The organism is Ruegeria sp. HKCCA5426, from assembly GCF_013034585.1.
GTDB lineage: Bacteria > Pseudomonadota > Alphaproteobacteria > Rhodobacterales > Rhodobacteraceae > Ruegeria.
The window spans coordinates 341082-355118 of sequence record NZ_WQGH01000002.1 but is presented as its reverse complement, the minus strand read 5'-3'; the positions used below and the strand labels follow the sequence as shown (position 1 = coordinate 355118).

The following is a 14037-nucleotide window of genomic DNA, read 5'->3' as shown; positions in this document are numbered from 1 at the left end:
TTCCTTACTTGGACGCAAGATTGCGCCCCATACAATTGCGTGGTTGCAATCGGGACCGCTCCGCCCTTAACAAGACGCCGGTTTCTGCAATAAGGTCACGACCCCGCCATGCGCCGCATTTTGTTCCTCCTGATCTTTGGTGTCGCCGGTCTGGGCGTGCTGATCTCGCTAGGCATCTGGCAGATGCAGCGGCTTGCCTGGAAAGAGGGTGTTCTGGCCGAAATCGACGCACGCATCGCGGCAGAACCCGTGAGCCTTCCGCAGATCATTTCAGCAGATGCTGACAAATACCTGCCAGTCACGATTTCGGGTGATATGGAGCCGGGGGAAATCCACGTTCTTGTCTCGGTCAAACAGGTCGGGGCGGGGTATCGGATTATCCAGTCGTTCAGCACGCAGGACCGAACTATTATGGTGGATCGCGGTTTTGTGCCGACCACCGAGAAACAGGCCGAACGCCAGAATGGGCCAATGACCGTGACCGGCAACCTGCACTGGCCGGATGAGATCGACAGTTATACGCCCGACGCCGATATCGACGCCAACATCTGGTTCGCGCGCGACGTACCCAATCTGGCCGCTGCGCTTGGGGCAGAGCCGATACTGTTGATCGCCCGATCGGAAACCGATCCCGGCATAACGCCCTTGCCAGTGGATACGGCGGGCATCCCAAACGATCATCTGCAATACGCAATCACATGGTTTGGTCTGGCTCTGGTCTGGGCCGCGATGACCGGTTATTTCCTGTGGCGCAACCGCGCCCCTGCAAAGAGTGAAACGCAATGAAATACATCTCGACCCGTGGCCAAGCGCCGGAACTGACCTTTGAAGCGGCGATGCTGACTGGATTGGCCCGCGACGGTGGCCTGTACCTGCCGGCCGAGATTCCGGTGATGAGCCATGATGAGATCGCGGCATTGGCCGGTCTGCCCTATGAAGAAATCGCGTTTCGCGTGATGTGGCCCTATGTCTGCGGCTCGTTCTCGGAAGATGAGTTCAAAGACATCATCGCGCGAGCCTATGAAGGCTTCGGTCACGACGCCCGCGCGCCGTTGAAACAGTTGAACGAAAACCACTTTCTGCTGGAATTGTTCCACGGGCCGACACTGGCCTTCAAGGACTTCGCCATGCAACTGATCGGTCAGTTGTTCCAAGTGGCCCTGAAACGGCGCAATGACCGTGTGACCATCGTGGGCGCGACCAGTGGTGATACCGGCTCAGCCGCGATTGAGGCGTTCCGGGGGTTGGACGCTGTGGACGTGTTCATCCTGTTTCCGCATGGCCGTGTGTCCGAGGTGCAGCGCCGTCAAATGACCACGCCTGCCGACAGCAATGTTCATGCGCTGGCTGTGGATGGTGACTTCGACGATTGTCAGGCGGCGCTGAAGGATATGTTCAACGATTTCGACTTCCGCGACGGGGTGAAACTGGCCGGGGTGAACTCGATCAACTTCGCGCGGGTGTTGGCGCAGATCGTCTATTACTTCTCGGCCGCCGTCAGCCTTGGCGCACCGCATCGCAAGGTCAGCTTTACCGTGCCCACCGGCAATTTCGGCGACATCTTTGCGGGCTATCTGGCCAAACGTATGGGCCTGCCCATCGACCGTCTGGTGGTGGCGACGAACCAGAACGACATCCTGCATCGCTGTCTCTCGGGTGAGGGGTATTTCAAAGGCGACACCATCCCTTCGATCAGCCCGTCGATGGATATTCAGGTCAGCTCGAACTTTGAACGGGCGCTGTATTATGCCTATGGCGAGGACGGCAGCGCCGTGGCACAATTGATGGATGAACTGAAGACTGGCGGCTTTAACGTCAGCCAAGGCGCAATGGAGGCGCTGCGCGAAAGCTTTGACTCTGGCCGTGTGTCCGAGGATGAAACGCTTGAGACCATCAAGCAGACGCTGACCCATAGCGCTGAGCTGGTCTGCCCGCACTCGGCCATTGGTATCAAGGTCGGTGAGGAGCATCGCAAGGCAGAGGTTCCGATGATCACTTTGGCCACCGCACATCCGGCGAAATTCCCGGCGGCGGTCGAGAAGGCGAGCGGGGAGCATCCGCCTCTTCCATCCCGCATGTCTGATCTGTATGAACGTCCGGAACGGGTAACGCGGATTGCCAATGATCTGGGTGCCCTCGAGGATCATATCAAAGGGCATATCGCCGAGTGACTGTCAGACAAGACCAGCTGAAGAACGGATTTCGGATCGTCAGTGAACATATGCCGGGGCTGCAATCTGCGGCCATCGGCATCTGGGTGACCGCCGGTGGGCGGCATGAGCGGATCGAACAGAACGGCATCGCGCATTTCCTTGAACATATGGCGTTCAAGGGAACCGAGCGGCGTTCCGCGCTGCAAATCGCCGAAGCGATCGAGGATGTGGGCGGATATATCAACGCCTATACCTCGCGCGAGGTGACGGCCTATTACGCGCGTGTTCTGAAAGATGACGTGGCGCTGGCCATGGACGTGATCGGCGACATCGTTCTGAACCCGGTTTTCGACCCGCGCGAGATCGAGGTTGAGCGCGGCGTGATCCTGCAGGAAATCGGTCAGGCATATGACACGCCCGACGATGTGATTTTCGACTGGCTGCAAGAGCAGAGCTATCACGACCAGCCTTTAGGCCGCACCATTCTGGGGCCGACCGAGCGGGTCTCTGCGTTTTCGCGTGAGGATCTGTCCGGTTTTGTGTCCGAGCACTATGGGCCGGAACAGATGATCTTGTCGGCGGCTGGTGCGGTGGACCACGACGCGTTGATGAAAATGGCCGAAAGGATGTTCGGCCATCTGCATCCGCGCAAAGGTTTGATTGCCGAAGCAGCCCGGTTCACAGGCGGGGAAGCCCGACAGCAAAAGGATTTGGAACAAGCCCATTTCGCGCTGGCTTTTGAAAGCCCGGGCTACCGTGATGATGCGATCTATACGGCCCAGATTTACTCGACAGCGCTGGGGGGTGGCATGTCCTCGCGGCTGTTTCAGGAAGTCCGAGAGACTCGGGGCCTGTGCTACACGATTTTCGCGCAGACCGGAGCCTATGCTGATACCGGGACCACGACGATTTATGCCGGAACTTCGGCAGATCAGGTTGGCGAACTGGCGACCATCACCATCGACGAGATGAAGCGCGCCGCCGATGACATGAACCCCGAAGAAGTTGCCCGTGCCCGCGCACAGATGAAGGCCGGAATGCTGATGGGGTTGGAAAGCCCATCGAACCGGGCCGAGCGATTGGCACGGCTGGTTCAGATTTGGGGCGACGTGCCGCCGCTTGAAGAAACAATCGCTAAAATTGACGCTGTAAGCACCGTTGACGTACGCGATTTTGCTGAACGTCTGGCGATCAGTGCTCCGGCCGCGCTGGCCTTGTACGGCCCGGTATCCGGCGCGCCAACGCTGGCAGAATTGCAGGAGAGGCGTGCGGCGTGATGCTGTTGGGCCGACGTAAGCTGAAACTTGAGACAGCGCGTCTTAGTCTGCGCCCGCCGGTTCATTCCGATTTCAACGATTGGGCCGCGCTGCGGCGGGCCTCGAAAGAGTTCCTGACGCCGTGGGAACCGATCTGGGCCAAGGATCACCTTAGCCGCAAGTCCTTCACCAACCGGGTCTATTGGGCGCAGCGCTCGGTCGCGAGTGGGACGGCGATACCGTTGTTTCTGTTCCGGCGCGAGGATGATGTGCTGGTGGGTGCGATCACGCTGGACAACATCCGCCGCGGACCGGCACAGGCGGGGACGCTGGGCTATTGGACCGGGCAGGCTTATGCGCGCAATGGCTATATGCGCGAGGCGATTGGCGCGGTCGTGCACCATGCGTTTACCCGACTTGACCTGAGCCGGATCGAGGCGGCGTGTTTGCCCGAAAACAAACCTTCGCGCGGGTTGTTGGAGCGGTCGGCGTTCAAATATGAGGGCGTGGCGCAGTCCTATTTACAGATAAACGGGCGGTGGCGGACGCATGTGTTGTACGCCTGTCTGCGCTCGGATCGGCGCGGCAAGACGGACGCTGGGTAGGGCACAGCCAAGGCGTCGAATGCACTTTTGGCTGGTGCTACGCCGCATTTGTCAGCGTGAGCCCAATTCACTTACGCCCTCGGGCATTTTCCACCGGCTAGGCGATGAGTGCGCAACGAACCTAGTGGCGTTCAGGATAGATGGAAGCGGCGGACAGCTCATAGGCTATTGCCGCGACAACGGTCTGTTTTGGGCCGGAAGCGACCAATTCATCAAGGCGTGCCAATGGCGGGCACGCGCGGCAAGAAGGCTGGATATTCACCACTCAAAAACGTTACTCGGCTTCAAAAACCATATCACCTTCGACAAACGTCTTTAGTATTTGCGCCTCACTGACTCCCGTGATTGGTATTTCAAAGAGCGTCATCGGCGACACAGAGATTACTGGCGCAATCCCCATCTGAAGGTGAAATGGTGCAGTTTGAAATGACGGTCCGGTTGCCTGATGTGTTCCTTTTGGAATGTCATGAGTTCGTATTTGCCGAATAAGTCTGCGAAATGGGCGCGGGTTAGAAAGCTACATCCCCGCCTGTAACAGCGGCTTCAAAGCTATCAGCTCTTTACTCATGAAGTCGATGAAACGGCGCACGCGAACAGTACGGCGCAGTTCCGAGTGAAACAGGAGCCATAAATTGCGATCCAAGACTGGTGTCACACCCGGGACGGGCACGAGTTCGGGATAGACCGTGGTGAAATACGCGGCAGAGTTGATGATGCCGACACCCTGGCGTGCCAGCGACAACTGCAACACCGGGTCCATTGTTGCGTGTCGCACCTTGGCCAACGAAAAAGCGGTTTCCGCGACCCAATCAGGGTGCCTCTCTGCTTTGTCCCATCCGATCCAAGTCAGACCTTCACCTTTCGGCCCGGCAATCGGCAAGTGGGTTTCAAGGTAGGTTCGGCTGGCCATTGGGACGAGCGCCATCTGATAGAACTTTCTTGCGATCACGTCATCTTCGACTTGATGCGCGTATCGCAAGGACACATCGGTCTGAAGGCGATTAATGTCTTCAAACTGGTCGGACACCCGGATTTCCAAATCAATGTCGGGATAGGCGTTGGAAAACTTGGCGAGAAGCGGCGCGACGATCTCGTATATGAGCGTGCCAGTCGTTGAAAATCTAACTACGCCGGTCTCTTCCCGATCGAGACCTTGGACGCGTTTCCGGGCTTCGTTGACCTTCAACTCTGCTTCCTCAGCCAAGGGTAAAAGGTCGCGCCCTGCCGAGGTCAACTCCAACCCGCGACGAGTACGCCTAAAAAGCTGGACGCCATAGCTAGTCTCCAGAACCTCTATGTGGCGCTTTACGGTCGCATGTGTTGCTCCGGTAATTTCCGCAGCACCTCGAAGCGTACCGCTGCGTACGGCGGCCAAAAAATACGGGAGGCCCGTCCAATCCATCATTCACCTTTGGTCAGTTTTCTAACCACTAGGGTTCATATTGCGCATTTATTGGCCGCAAGTCTATCCGTAACCAGATTGCGTCAACAGCAATTGGAGAACGCCATGGACCGCAAAGTCTTCCTCAGAGCCACCGCCGCGATGGCCGCAGCAGTAGCGTTGCCAGCCCCCTCATACGCCGCGCCGTACGAAAAGAAATACGCTGACATACTGGGCCACAAGATGGCCTATGTTGATGAAGGTGAGGGGAGGCCGGTCGTCTTTCTGCACGGCAATCCGACTTCTTCTTATCTTTGGCGGAACATCATTCCTTACGTCACCGACGGTCATCGTGCCATCGCCCCTGATTTGATGGGTATGGGCGACAGTGACAAGCCTAAGATGACTGAAACCTATCATGAGAGTGCGCACTACTTGCACACATTCCTCGACAGTCTGGACTTAAAGGATGCAGTGCTGGTGATTCATGACTGGGGGTCTGCACTGGGGTGGCACTACGCGAGGACGCGTCCTGATCGGATCTCTGCTGTGGCATTCATGGAAGCCATGGCACCACCCTTCATGCCGATGAAAGACATGAGTGTCCTGCCGCCTGAGTTGGTGCAGTTCATGACCGGTATTCGCACGCCTGGCGTTGGTGAGCAGATGATCATGGAGCAGAATCTGTTTATTGATGCCTTTATGCGCCACGATGGGGTCGGGCTGAGTGATGAAGTCATGGCCGAGTACAATCGCCCATACCCTACCGCTGCTTCACGCCAGATCCTGCTGGATTGGCCCCGTGAAATCCCGATGGAGGGCAGCCCCGCGGACGTGCATGCGGTTGTGCAGGCCAACTCGGATTTTGTCGCTGAAAGCACGTTCCCGAAATTGATGTTCCATGTCAGCCCGGGCGCGGTAATCCCAGACTTTGCCGCCGAATGGATCAAGGAAAACCTCATCAACACCGAGGCAATCTATCTCGGCGAGGGTGGGCACTTTATCCAAGAGCAATACCCGGACGAGATCGGCAAAGGCCTGGCTGACTGGCTGACCCGCGTTTGATTTCAGTGGCCGGGCGATGGCGCGCGGCCAATCCAACACATCAAAGGATCAACCAAAATGACCACCATCGACACAGATATCGGCTTTGCCAAGCCACCGCTTCTCCGCGTCATCTTTATTTTGAACGCCCTTAAGATCTTCCTCGCTTTGGGCCTGCTGATCGGCTTCAAGTATTACGATCTTCAGGTCGGAACGGTCGGCGGCCCAAGTGCTGTCACACTGATCTTTTGGACGATGATCGGATACATCGTGACCTTTGCGGCAATCGTGGCTTCTATCGTGAAGCGCTCGATCATCGGATTGCGCGCAGCCATTGTCACCGACTTTTTGATCTCGTTCCCCGCCAAGGCATTTGTTGGGTTTGCGGTCGCGCTGATCGGACTGGGCCTGAGCTTCACCCAACCTGTGAAGGCCTACTTTGCCTGGCGTCCTAAGTGAGCGGTTTGGCGGGCTATCCCTGCAAGCCGTGCTTCTTGATTTTGTTGTAAAGCGTGCGGGTGGTTATTCCCAGTTCCTGTGCCGTTTGCGCCCGGCGGAAGCCATTGCGGGCCAGAGCCTCGGCTATCCAGTCGCGTTCCGAAACTAGCGTTCCAGCCGAAGTTTCTGGGGCAGGAGTAGCTGAAACCGAGGCGGTCTTACGGCGCAGGAACTCGACATCCTTCAGATTGATTGTCGACCCATCTGATTTGCGTATCGCCCGCTGGACCGCAAAATAAAGTTCTCTCACGTTGCCGGGCCAGTCGTACTCTAGCATCAGGCGAAGCGCTGCGTTTGAGAATTTCGGAGTCTCGTTGATCACCTGCCGTCCGATGTGCAGTGCCAGCTCTGGGATATCGTCCACGCGTTCGCGAAGCGGTGGCAGCAGGATTTCGTGCCCTGAAATCCGGTAATATAGATCTTGGCGAAACCTGTTGTCTTCAACCGCTTCAATCATGTCCTGTGTCGTGGTCGAAATGATCCGCGCGTCCGCCCGTCTGAGCGTATGATCCCCGATACGCTGCACGGTCTTTTCATCGGTAAACTTTAGAAGCTTGCCCTGATGTTCCGGCAGCAAGGCGGTGATTTCATCAAAAATGACGGTGCCGCCCGAGGCTTGTTCCAAAGCGCCGCGCTGTGTCCCTGTCGCACCAGAAGCACCGTGTACCTTACCCAGAAGGTGTGCGCCGCCGTCCTCGCTGCCCAAGGCGGGGCAATCTACAACCACTGGCTGCCGTCGTGCAGACGGGCCTGCGTGATGCAGTTTGAGCGCTGCGCGACTTTTGCCGGTTCCTGTTTCACCGATGAACAGGACGGGGATATCCTCATGGGCAAGATCATCAAGTTCTTCGCGGATCAACTGCATGGAAAAAGAAGATCCGACCAATTCATGTTCAGTCGTTGGCGCACCGGTCTCGATCCGTGACAGGCTGGGAATGGCAGTGAACCCCTTGGTCACCTCATTCAACGTTTGTTCTACCGGCAGTCGGTCCAAGGTTGACCCGGCTACAAAACCTTGCACACCGCACAGGCGAGTGATGGCCAATGCTTCTTCGGGCGAGGTGATCGGCCCCCCATGGCAAAGTCTGTCCACCGAAGTGGGAACGCCCTCTAGAACGCGGTCAATTTGGGCTGCGGCGGTCTCCAGGGTCAGGTGTGTGTTTACCCCTGTTCCGCCGCTGGTAAAGCCGATATTCACGCAGATTGCCGTTGCACCGGCATCGACCATTTTGCGAGCTTGCGCATTCGTCTGGACGTAGGAAAACACACCTAACCCGACATTTGTGGCCTCCTTGACCATCGCGATTTCCCGGTCAAGACCCAGCCCTTCGCGCTCGATCAAGGCGCCCAGACGCCCGTCGATCAATGTGGTCGAGGGGAAGTTGCAGATGCCAGAAAAGCCTAATGCTTTGGCCTTTTGGACCAATTCCGCAATATCAAGTTGAGGATCGCTTACCGAAAATCCAGCATAAATCGGGGCAGAACATCGCCCCAGCATTTCACGCTCGGCGAATTCCATGACCCAGTCATTGGCCGCGCGCACCGGCAGAAAGCTGGTCAGTGACGATGCGCCCTGAACCCGAAACCGGCCTGCATTGAGCGCAAGCAAATAATTGGCCCCCGCCTTGTCAGCAGCCTTGGCAGTCAGTCCCGAGCCTACGACCGCGGCAAATAAGAAGCTGTCTCTGCGCGCGCTCATGCAGTGGCCTCACATCTGACCAGTCCATCTACTTCCAACGTACTGAGCGGGACGGATCGCTCATGCCAATCGGACGTGTAGGCGTAGATTGTAACATCGGGCGCCTCGGTTCGGATCGTGTCGATGATACGTTGCAAAGACCCCAGAACCAGCGCGCTGCTTTCGCGGGTTTCAACCTCAAGCAACCCAGGGTGCAGCACCAGATGCTTTAACCCCGCCTTCAAAGCGCCACGCCCCTGCGCCAAAGATATGAAAAAGGCCAGAGTTCTAAATCCGGCCTGTTGGGCGCGGGCCAGAAACGCATACTCAAATTCAGGCGAGGCTGGGATGGTTGACATGGATTGCCGCAACGCGCCGTCCAGCAGGATCGACGAAGGCCAATTGGTGATCCCACGGTACCCAAGCGCGTAAAGCTGCGAGAACATGGCCACTTCGGAGCCGAACGGGTCGCTCGCCAGCAGAGCGGCCCAATCGCCCTGCCGGGGCGTTTCGCGGACCGCTCTGTTGTGATCAAGCCTTGGCATGACAAATGCCAGGTCTGCTTGCGCCACTGTTAAACCGTTCAGCGTTGGACAGTAGATTCGATTGGCTTCTGCAAAGTCGTCAGATTGCGCACCGGTCAGGGTCAGAGTGATCATGGTTCAACTTGGGAAAGATTTTCTCATCTTCGGAAGGTTTTTCTCATTTTTTCTTACTTTGGGCAAGACTGGTTAAGATGATTTAGTTTAATTATTTGATTTTAAACATTATATTTATCACTCGGAAAATGCCCTTATCTCTGTGATGTCTCAAATTCCTGCGTCATGCTTTCCCCAAGCGGGAGGAACCATGACCTTATTTTTGATCGTCACCCTGAATGGGTTGACGCTTGCAGCACTCTATTTTTTGGCGGCCAGCGGCTTCAGCCTGATCTTCGGGCTAATGCGGACGGTGAACATGGCCCATGGCGCGTTGCTGCTGCTGGGTGGATATGTCGGATACAGCATTGTCGATGTCACTGGTTCATGGGGGCTGGGCGTTGTCGGTGGTGGGCTGGCAGCCGCGTTGGCCGGAGCTATCGTGCAGGCGGGGGTTTTGGGCTGGATGCAGGGGGATGAGCTGCGCCAAACCCTCGCCTCGATTGCCATCTCAATCATCATGGCCGATCTGATGCTGTGGTACTGGGGCGGGCTAACCTATCAAGTTGAACTGCCCGATGCCTTGGCCGGAGGGCAGCGCCTGCCGGTTCTGGGCGTGGGATATGCCAATATCCGTCTGGCGCTGATGGGTTTCGCGCTGGTGGTTGGGATTGGCCTGTGGTTCCTGATCCAACGGACACGCTTTGGTGCCGTGATCCGCGCGGGCGTTGATGATCAGGACATGCTGCGGGCGCTGGGATACCCGATCAACCGCATCTTTGTCATTGTGTTTGCCTTGGGCGGCATGTTGGCCGGAATGGCTGGGGTCGTCGCTGCGAGCGCGTTGTCGATTGCGCCGGGGACGGACCTGCAATTCCTGCTGTCTTCGCTGGTGGTGGTGATCGTCGGCGGAATGGGCTCGATCGGCGGGGCTGCTTTGGGCGCGCTGCTGGTTGGTCTGGCCGAGCAATACGGCCTGGCCTATGCGCCCACCTACGGCGTGGTCTTCACTTTTGCGATCATGGTGCTTGTTCTGGCGGTGCGCCCGCAGGGCCTGCTTGGAAAGGCCGAGCTATGAAACAGGCGCTGATCCTTATCCCACTGCTGATCCTGCCCTTCGTTCTGAATGATTTCTGGCTGACGCAGGTCGCCACACGTTCGCTGATACTTGGCATCATGGCGCTGAGCCTCAGCTTTCTGGCGACCTATCTGGGCGTCGTCTCGTTCGCGCAGGCGACCATGGCCGGGATTGCGGGTTACACCATCGCCTTCTTTGGTCCCAATACGGTGGGGATCGGGGTTCCGCTGCCATTCTGGGTCTCGATCCCGCTTGCGCTGATCCTCGCGACCGTTTCTGGTGCCTTGGTCGGCCTGATTGCACGCCGGTCGCGCGGGATTTATGCCATCATGATCACGCTGGCGATTGGGGTGGCGTTCTTCTACTTCACGCGCCAGAACTATACGTTCTTCAATGGCTGGACTGGCTTTTCCGGCGTTCGAGCGCCCGAAGTTGACGGCCTCAGCCTGCGCGATCCGCTGCCTTTGTATCTGTTGTCTCTGGGCATGGCCGCGCTTGCGTTGGCGCTGGTCAGCGGCTTTGTCCGCTCGCCGCTGGGCCTGACCATTCAGGCCGTGCGTGACGCCCCCGGTCGTGTGCTGGCGCTGGGGATTTCCGTCACCACCCCTATTGTTGCCGCGTTTGCGTTCTCGGGCCTGCTGGCTGGGGCGGGGGGCATTCTGAACGTTTGGTATCAGGAACGTATCTCGTCCTTTTCGGTCGGCCTTGGGCCCATCATCGACATCCTCATCATCTCGGTCATCGGGGGCCTGCGCCATCCGGGCGGAGCGTTTGTGGGCGCGGTGGTCTTTGTCTTGCTGGACACCTTCGCCGTCGACCTTATCGACCGCGAGCGGTTCAACACGCTGATTGGCGTCGTGCTGCTGCTGATCGTGATCGTGGCCCCGGGCGGGCTGCAACAACTGGCAAGTGACTGGATGGCGCGGCTGCGCCGTCCAGAAGTCAAAGAAAAATCAACTGTCCGAGCAAACTCATTGGGAGGAACCTAAGAAATGAATAAGCTCAAAATGGCTGCATCCGCGCTGGCGCTCTGCGCAATGGCGGTCCCGGCCTCTGCCGAAGACGTCAAAGTTGGAGTGATCTCGATCCTGGAAGGCGCGTTTGCCGCGCTCGGTCAGGACGGTATCCGGGGCGCTGAACTGGCGGTTCTGGAAACCGGTGGCGAGGTCGATGGCAACAAGATCGAAGTCATCACCATGTCGTCCGACGCCAGCCCCGACAGCGCCGTGAACGCGGCCCGTAAGCTGATCGAACAGGACGGTGTTGACATCATCGTTGGCCCGCTATCCGGGTCCGAAGGTCTGGCGCTGCGGGATCTGTCGAAATCTTATCCCGGCGTTACCTTCCTGAACGGATCGTCAGCCGCGCAAGATACGACGCTGCGCGACAGCTCTGACAACTTCTACCGTTTTGGGGGTGATGGCGCACAGTGGATGGTCGGCGTCGGCGATTACGCCTTCAACGATATGGGCTACAAATCCGTGGCTGTGATCGCCGAGGACTATTCCTTCCCATACACGCAGGTTCTGGGTTTCATGACTGAGTTCTGCGAGGCGGGCGGTAAGGTCCCTGAGAAATTCTGGACGCCCATCGGCAACAAAGATTACTCCTCGGTCGTCTACTCGATCCCACAGGATGTCGATGCGCTGTTCGTGGCGCTGGGTGGCGCGGATGCGGTCAACTTCCTGACCCAGTACAGTCAGGCGGGTGGTGACAAGCCAATCATCGGCGGTTCGATCACTATCGACCAGTCCATTTTGGACAGCAAAGGCCCGTTCAAGAAACTGCTGGTCGGTGCACCTGCGGGCACCCCGACCGTCGGCGATTATGACGGTGACGAATGGAAAGCCTTTACCGCCAGCTATACCGAAGCCTTCCCAGACGGCTTCTCGGCCCCTTCGATTTTTGCGCATCACTACTACATGAGCGCCAAGGCCGCGATGCTGGCTCTGGACGAGGTTGATGGTGATCTGTCGGACGATCATGCTGCCTTCCGTGCAGCGCTGAACGATTTGACCTTTACCACCCCCACCGGCGGCACGATGCGGCTGGACAAGAACCGCAATGGTGTGATCGACAACTTTGTGACCGAAGTCTACGAGCGTGAAGACGGCTCGCTGGGCAACCGTGTGGTCAAGGTTGTGCGCGATGTGGATCAGCTTCTGGGACAGGACGAAGAGGTCTTCCTGGCCTCGGGTCCGGTCAGCCGGGACAACCCCTCGTGCCCGTAAACCACTCACATAGCACGGCCAATGCCCTGGAGGTCCGGGGCATTGGCAAACGCTTCGGCGGGTTCTGGGCGGTTCAGGATATCGACCTGACCGTCCGCCCCGGCGAGCGTCGCGCGATCCTGGGGCCGAACGGGGCGGGCAAGACCAGCCTGTTTAACGTTCTGACCGGAGATACCAGCGCCACGACCGGCCAGATCACCCTGTTTGGTGACAGTGTAACGCGAGAGCCGATCAACAAGAGAATTCAACGCGGGCTGCGCCGGACCTACCAGCACGCCCATCTTTTCAACGGCCTGACTGTGCGTGACACGCTGTTTCTGGCTGTCGCCGGGCTGCGGGGCAGTTGGCGGCAGGTAATGCCTTTGCGCGCCGGCGATGCCCGCCTGGCCGAGGCCGAACGGCTGGCCGAGGTTGCCGGTGTTGCTGATGTGCTGGACCGCGAGACCTCGGAACTCAGCCACGGACAACGGCGGCAATTGGAGATCGGGATCGCATTGGCCGAAGACCCGAAAATATTGCTGTTGGATGAACCGGCGGCGGGGCTTTCGCCTGCTGAACGTCCGAAACTCAGCGCGCTTCTGATGTCCTTGCCCGAGGACGTGACCGTAGTGCTGATCGAACACGATATGGATATCGCATTGCAAACCTCGGAAAGCGTTTCGGTCCTTTATAACGGGCGGTTGCTGGCCGAGGGCTCACCGGATGAGATCATGCGCAACGAAGATGTGCACCGCGTCTATATCGGGGGTGCTCATGGCCACTGACGCTTTGCTGGAAATTCGCGGGGTAGACCTGCGCTATGGCTCTAGTCATGTGCTGCACGGGGTTGATCTGAACCTCGGTACCCGCCCTTTGGGCATTCTTGGGCGCAACGGAATGGGCAAGACCAGCCTGTGCAACGCGATCATGGGCCTGCACCCGCATTCGGCGGGGGAAATTCGGTTTGACGGTGTGGATATGACCGGTCTGCCGCCTGAGAAGCGCGCGCAGATGGGCATCGGCTATGTGCCGCAAGGACGGCGGGTGTTCCGGTCGCTGACAGTCGAGGAACATCTCAAGATCGTCGAACGTAAAGGCGGCACCTGGTCGATTGACCGCGTGTACGAGACCTTTCCGCGCCTCAAGGAGCGTCGCCGCAACCTTGGCAACAGGTTGTCCGGGGGCGAACAGCAGATGCTGGCCATCGGTCGCGCGCTGCTGCTGAACCCGCGCCTGATGGTTTTGGATGAACCGACCGAGGGGCTGGCCCCGGCAATTGTCTCGGACGTGATTGATCTGATCGAGTTGATCGCAAGCGAAGGCATCGCGGTGTTACTGGTTGAACAGAACATGCACGCGGCGCTTGCCGCTGTGCAGGACGTGGCCCTCATGGTCGGAGGAGAGGTGGTCGAACGGATGACGGCAGAGGCGCTGGAAAACGATCCAGCAATGCAAAAGCGCCATCTGGGGCTGGAACCGGGCCAGTCGGGCTAAGG

At 58.2% G+C, this 14037-nt stretch carries 14 protein-coding genes; 11 read left to right on the top strand and 3 right to left on the bottom strand.

Translation table 11 applies throughout. From position 1 onward, the window contains the following. The first annotated feature begins 108 nt into the window (after positions 1 to 108). Genes GOV87_RS04300 through GOV87_RS04285 form a run of 4 tightly spaced genes read left to right on the top strand, consistent with a single transcriptional unit; the run spans position 109 to position 4014 of the window. The gene (locus GOV87_RS04300) at positions 109 to 786 is read left to right on the top strand and encodes an SURF1 family protein (RefSeq protein ID WP_171210944.1); all 678 of its coding nucleotides are present in this window, start codon (positions 109 to 111) and stop codon (positions 784 to 786) included. Further along, on the top strand, positions 783 to 2171 hold the full coding sequence (gene thrC / locus GOV87_RS04295) for a threonine synthase (protein WP_171210943.1): 1389 nt from the start codon (positions 783 to 785) through the stop codon (positions 2169 to 2171). The genes GOV87_RS04300 and thrC overlap by 4 nt, the downstream gene beginning before the upstream one ends. After that, on the top strand, positions 2168 to 3430 hold the full coding sequence (locus GOV87_RS04290; RefSeq protein ID WP_171210942.1) for a pitrilysin family protein: 1263 nt from the start codon (positions 2168 to 2170) through the stop codon (positions 3428 to 3430). Before thrC ends, GOV87_RS04290 begins: the two co-directional genes overlap by 4 nt. Further along, complete coding sequence (locus tag GOV87_RS04285; RefSeq protein ID WP_171121872.1) at positions 3430 to 4014, top strand: GNAT family N-acetyltransferase; 585 nt, start codon at positions 3430 to 3432, stop codon at positions 4012 to 4014. The genes GOV87_RS04290 and GOV87_RS04285 overlap by 1 nt, the downstream gene beginning before the upstream one ends. Positions 4015 to 4531: 517 nt before the next feature. Here the strand turns inward: GOV87_RS04285 and GOV87_RS04280 are convergent. Beyond that, positions 4532 to 5419 carry a LysR family transcriptional regulator gene (locus GOV87_RS04280; protein ID WP_171210941.1) on the bottom strand — a complete coding sequence of 296 codons (888 nt, stop codon included), beginning with the start codon at positions 5417 to 5419 and terminating at the stop codon, positions 4532 to 4534. 102 nt (positions 5420 to 5521) lie between these two features. Between GOV87_RS04280 and GOV87_RS04275 the strand changes: the two genes are divergently transcribed. Next, positions 5522 to 6460 carry a haloalkane dehalogenase gene (locus tag GOV87_RS04275; protein WP_171210940.1) on the top strand — a complete coding sequence of 313 codons (939 nt, stop codon included), beginning with the start codon at positions 5522 to 5524 and terminating at the stop codon, positions 6458 to 6460. A gap of 57 nt (positions 6461 to 6517) precedes the next feature. Beyond that, positions 6518 to 6898, top strand: a complete 381-nt coding sequence (locus GOV87_RS04270) for a hypothetical protein (RefSeq protein ID WP_171210939.1) — start codon at positions 6518 to 6520, stop codon at positions 6896 to 6898. A 13-nt stretch (positions 6899 to 6911) separates the two neighbouring features. Here the strand turns inward: GOV87_RS04270 and GOV87_RS04265 are convergent, their stop codons facing one another. Together GOV87_RS04265 and GOV87_RS04260 are read right to left on the bottom strand one after the other, a co-directional pair. Next, positions 6912 to 8636 carry a phosphoenolpyruvate hydrolase family protein gene (locus tag GOV87_RS04265; RefSeq protein WP_171210938.1) on the bottom strand — a complete coding sequence of 575 codons (1725 nt, stop codon included), beginning with the start codon at positions 8634 to 8636 and terminating at the stop codon, positions 6912 to 6914. Next, positions 8633 to 9274 carry a phosphoenolpyruvate hydrolase family protein gene (locus tag GOV87_RS04260; protein WP_171210937.1) on the bottom strand — a complete coding sequence of 214 codons (642 nt, stop codon included), beginning with the start codon at positions 9272 to 9274 and terminating at the stop codon, positions 8633 to 8635. The genes GOV87_RS04265 and GOV87_RS04260 overlap by 4 nt, the downstream gene beginning before the upstream one ends. A 190-nt stretch (positions 9275 to 9464) precedes the next feature. Here GOV87_RS04260 and GOV87_RS04255 point away from each other — a divergent pair, with 190 nt between their 5' ends. Genes GOV87_RS04255 through GOV87_RS04235 form a run of 5 tightly spaced genes read left to right on the top strand, consistent with a single transcriptional unit; the run spans position 9465 to position 14035 of the window. Further along, positions 9465 to 10331 (top strand): branched-chain amino acid ABC transporter permease, encoded by an 867-nt coding sequence (locus GOV87_RS04255; RefSeq protein WP_171210936.1) that lies wholly within the window; start codon positions 9465 to 9467, stop codon positions 10329 to 10331. Further along, the gene (locus tag GOV87_RS04250; RefSeq protein ID WP_171210935.1) at positions 10328 to 11320 is read left to right on the top strand and encodes a branched-chain amino acid ABC transporter permease; all 993 of its coding nucleotides are present in this window, start codon (positions 10328 to 10330) and stop codon (positions 11318 to 11320) included. Before GOV87_RS04255 ends, GOV87_RS04250 begins: the two co-directional genes overlap by 4 nt. Before the next feature lie 3 nt (positions 11321 to 11323). Then, entirely contained in the window at positions 11324 to 12562 is a 1239-nt protein-coding gene (locus tag GOV87_RS04245; protein ID WP_171210934.1) for an ABC transporter substrate-binding protein, read from the top strand. Further along, a complete protein-coding gene (locus GOV87_RS04240; RefSeq protein WP_171210933.1) occupies positions 12553 to 13326 on the top strand; it encodes an ABC transporter ATP-binding protein in 774 nt (257 codons plus the stop codon). Before GOV87_RS04245 ends, GOV87_RS04240 begins: the two co-directional genes overlap by 10 nt. Then, a complete protein-coding gene (locus GOV87_RS04235) occupies positions 13316 to 14035 on the top strand; it encodes an ABC transporter ATP-binding protein (protein WP_171210932.1) in 720 nt (239 codons plus the stop codon). Before GOV87_RS04240 ends, GOV87_RS04235 begins: the two co-directional genes overlap by 11 nt. Positions 14036 to 14037 lie beyond the last annotated feature (2 nt).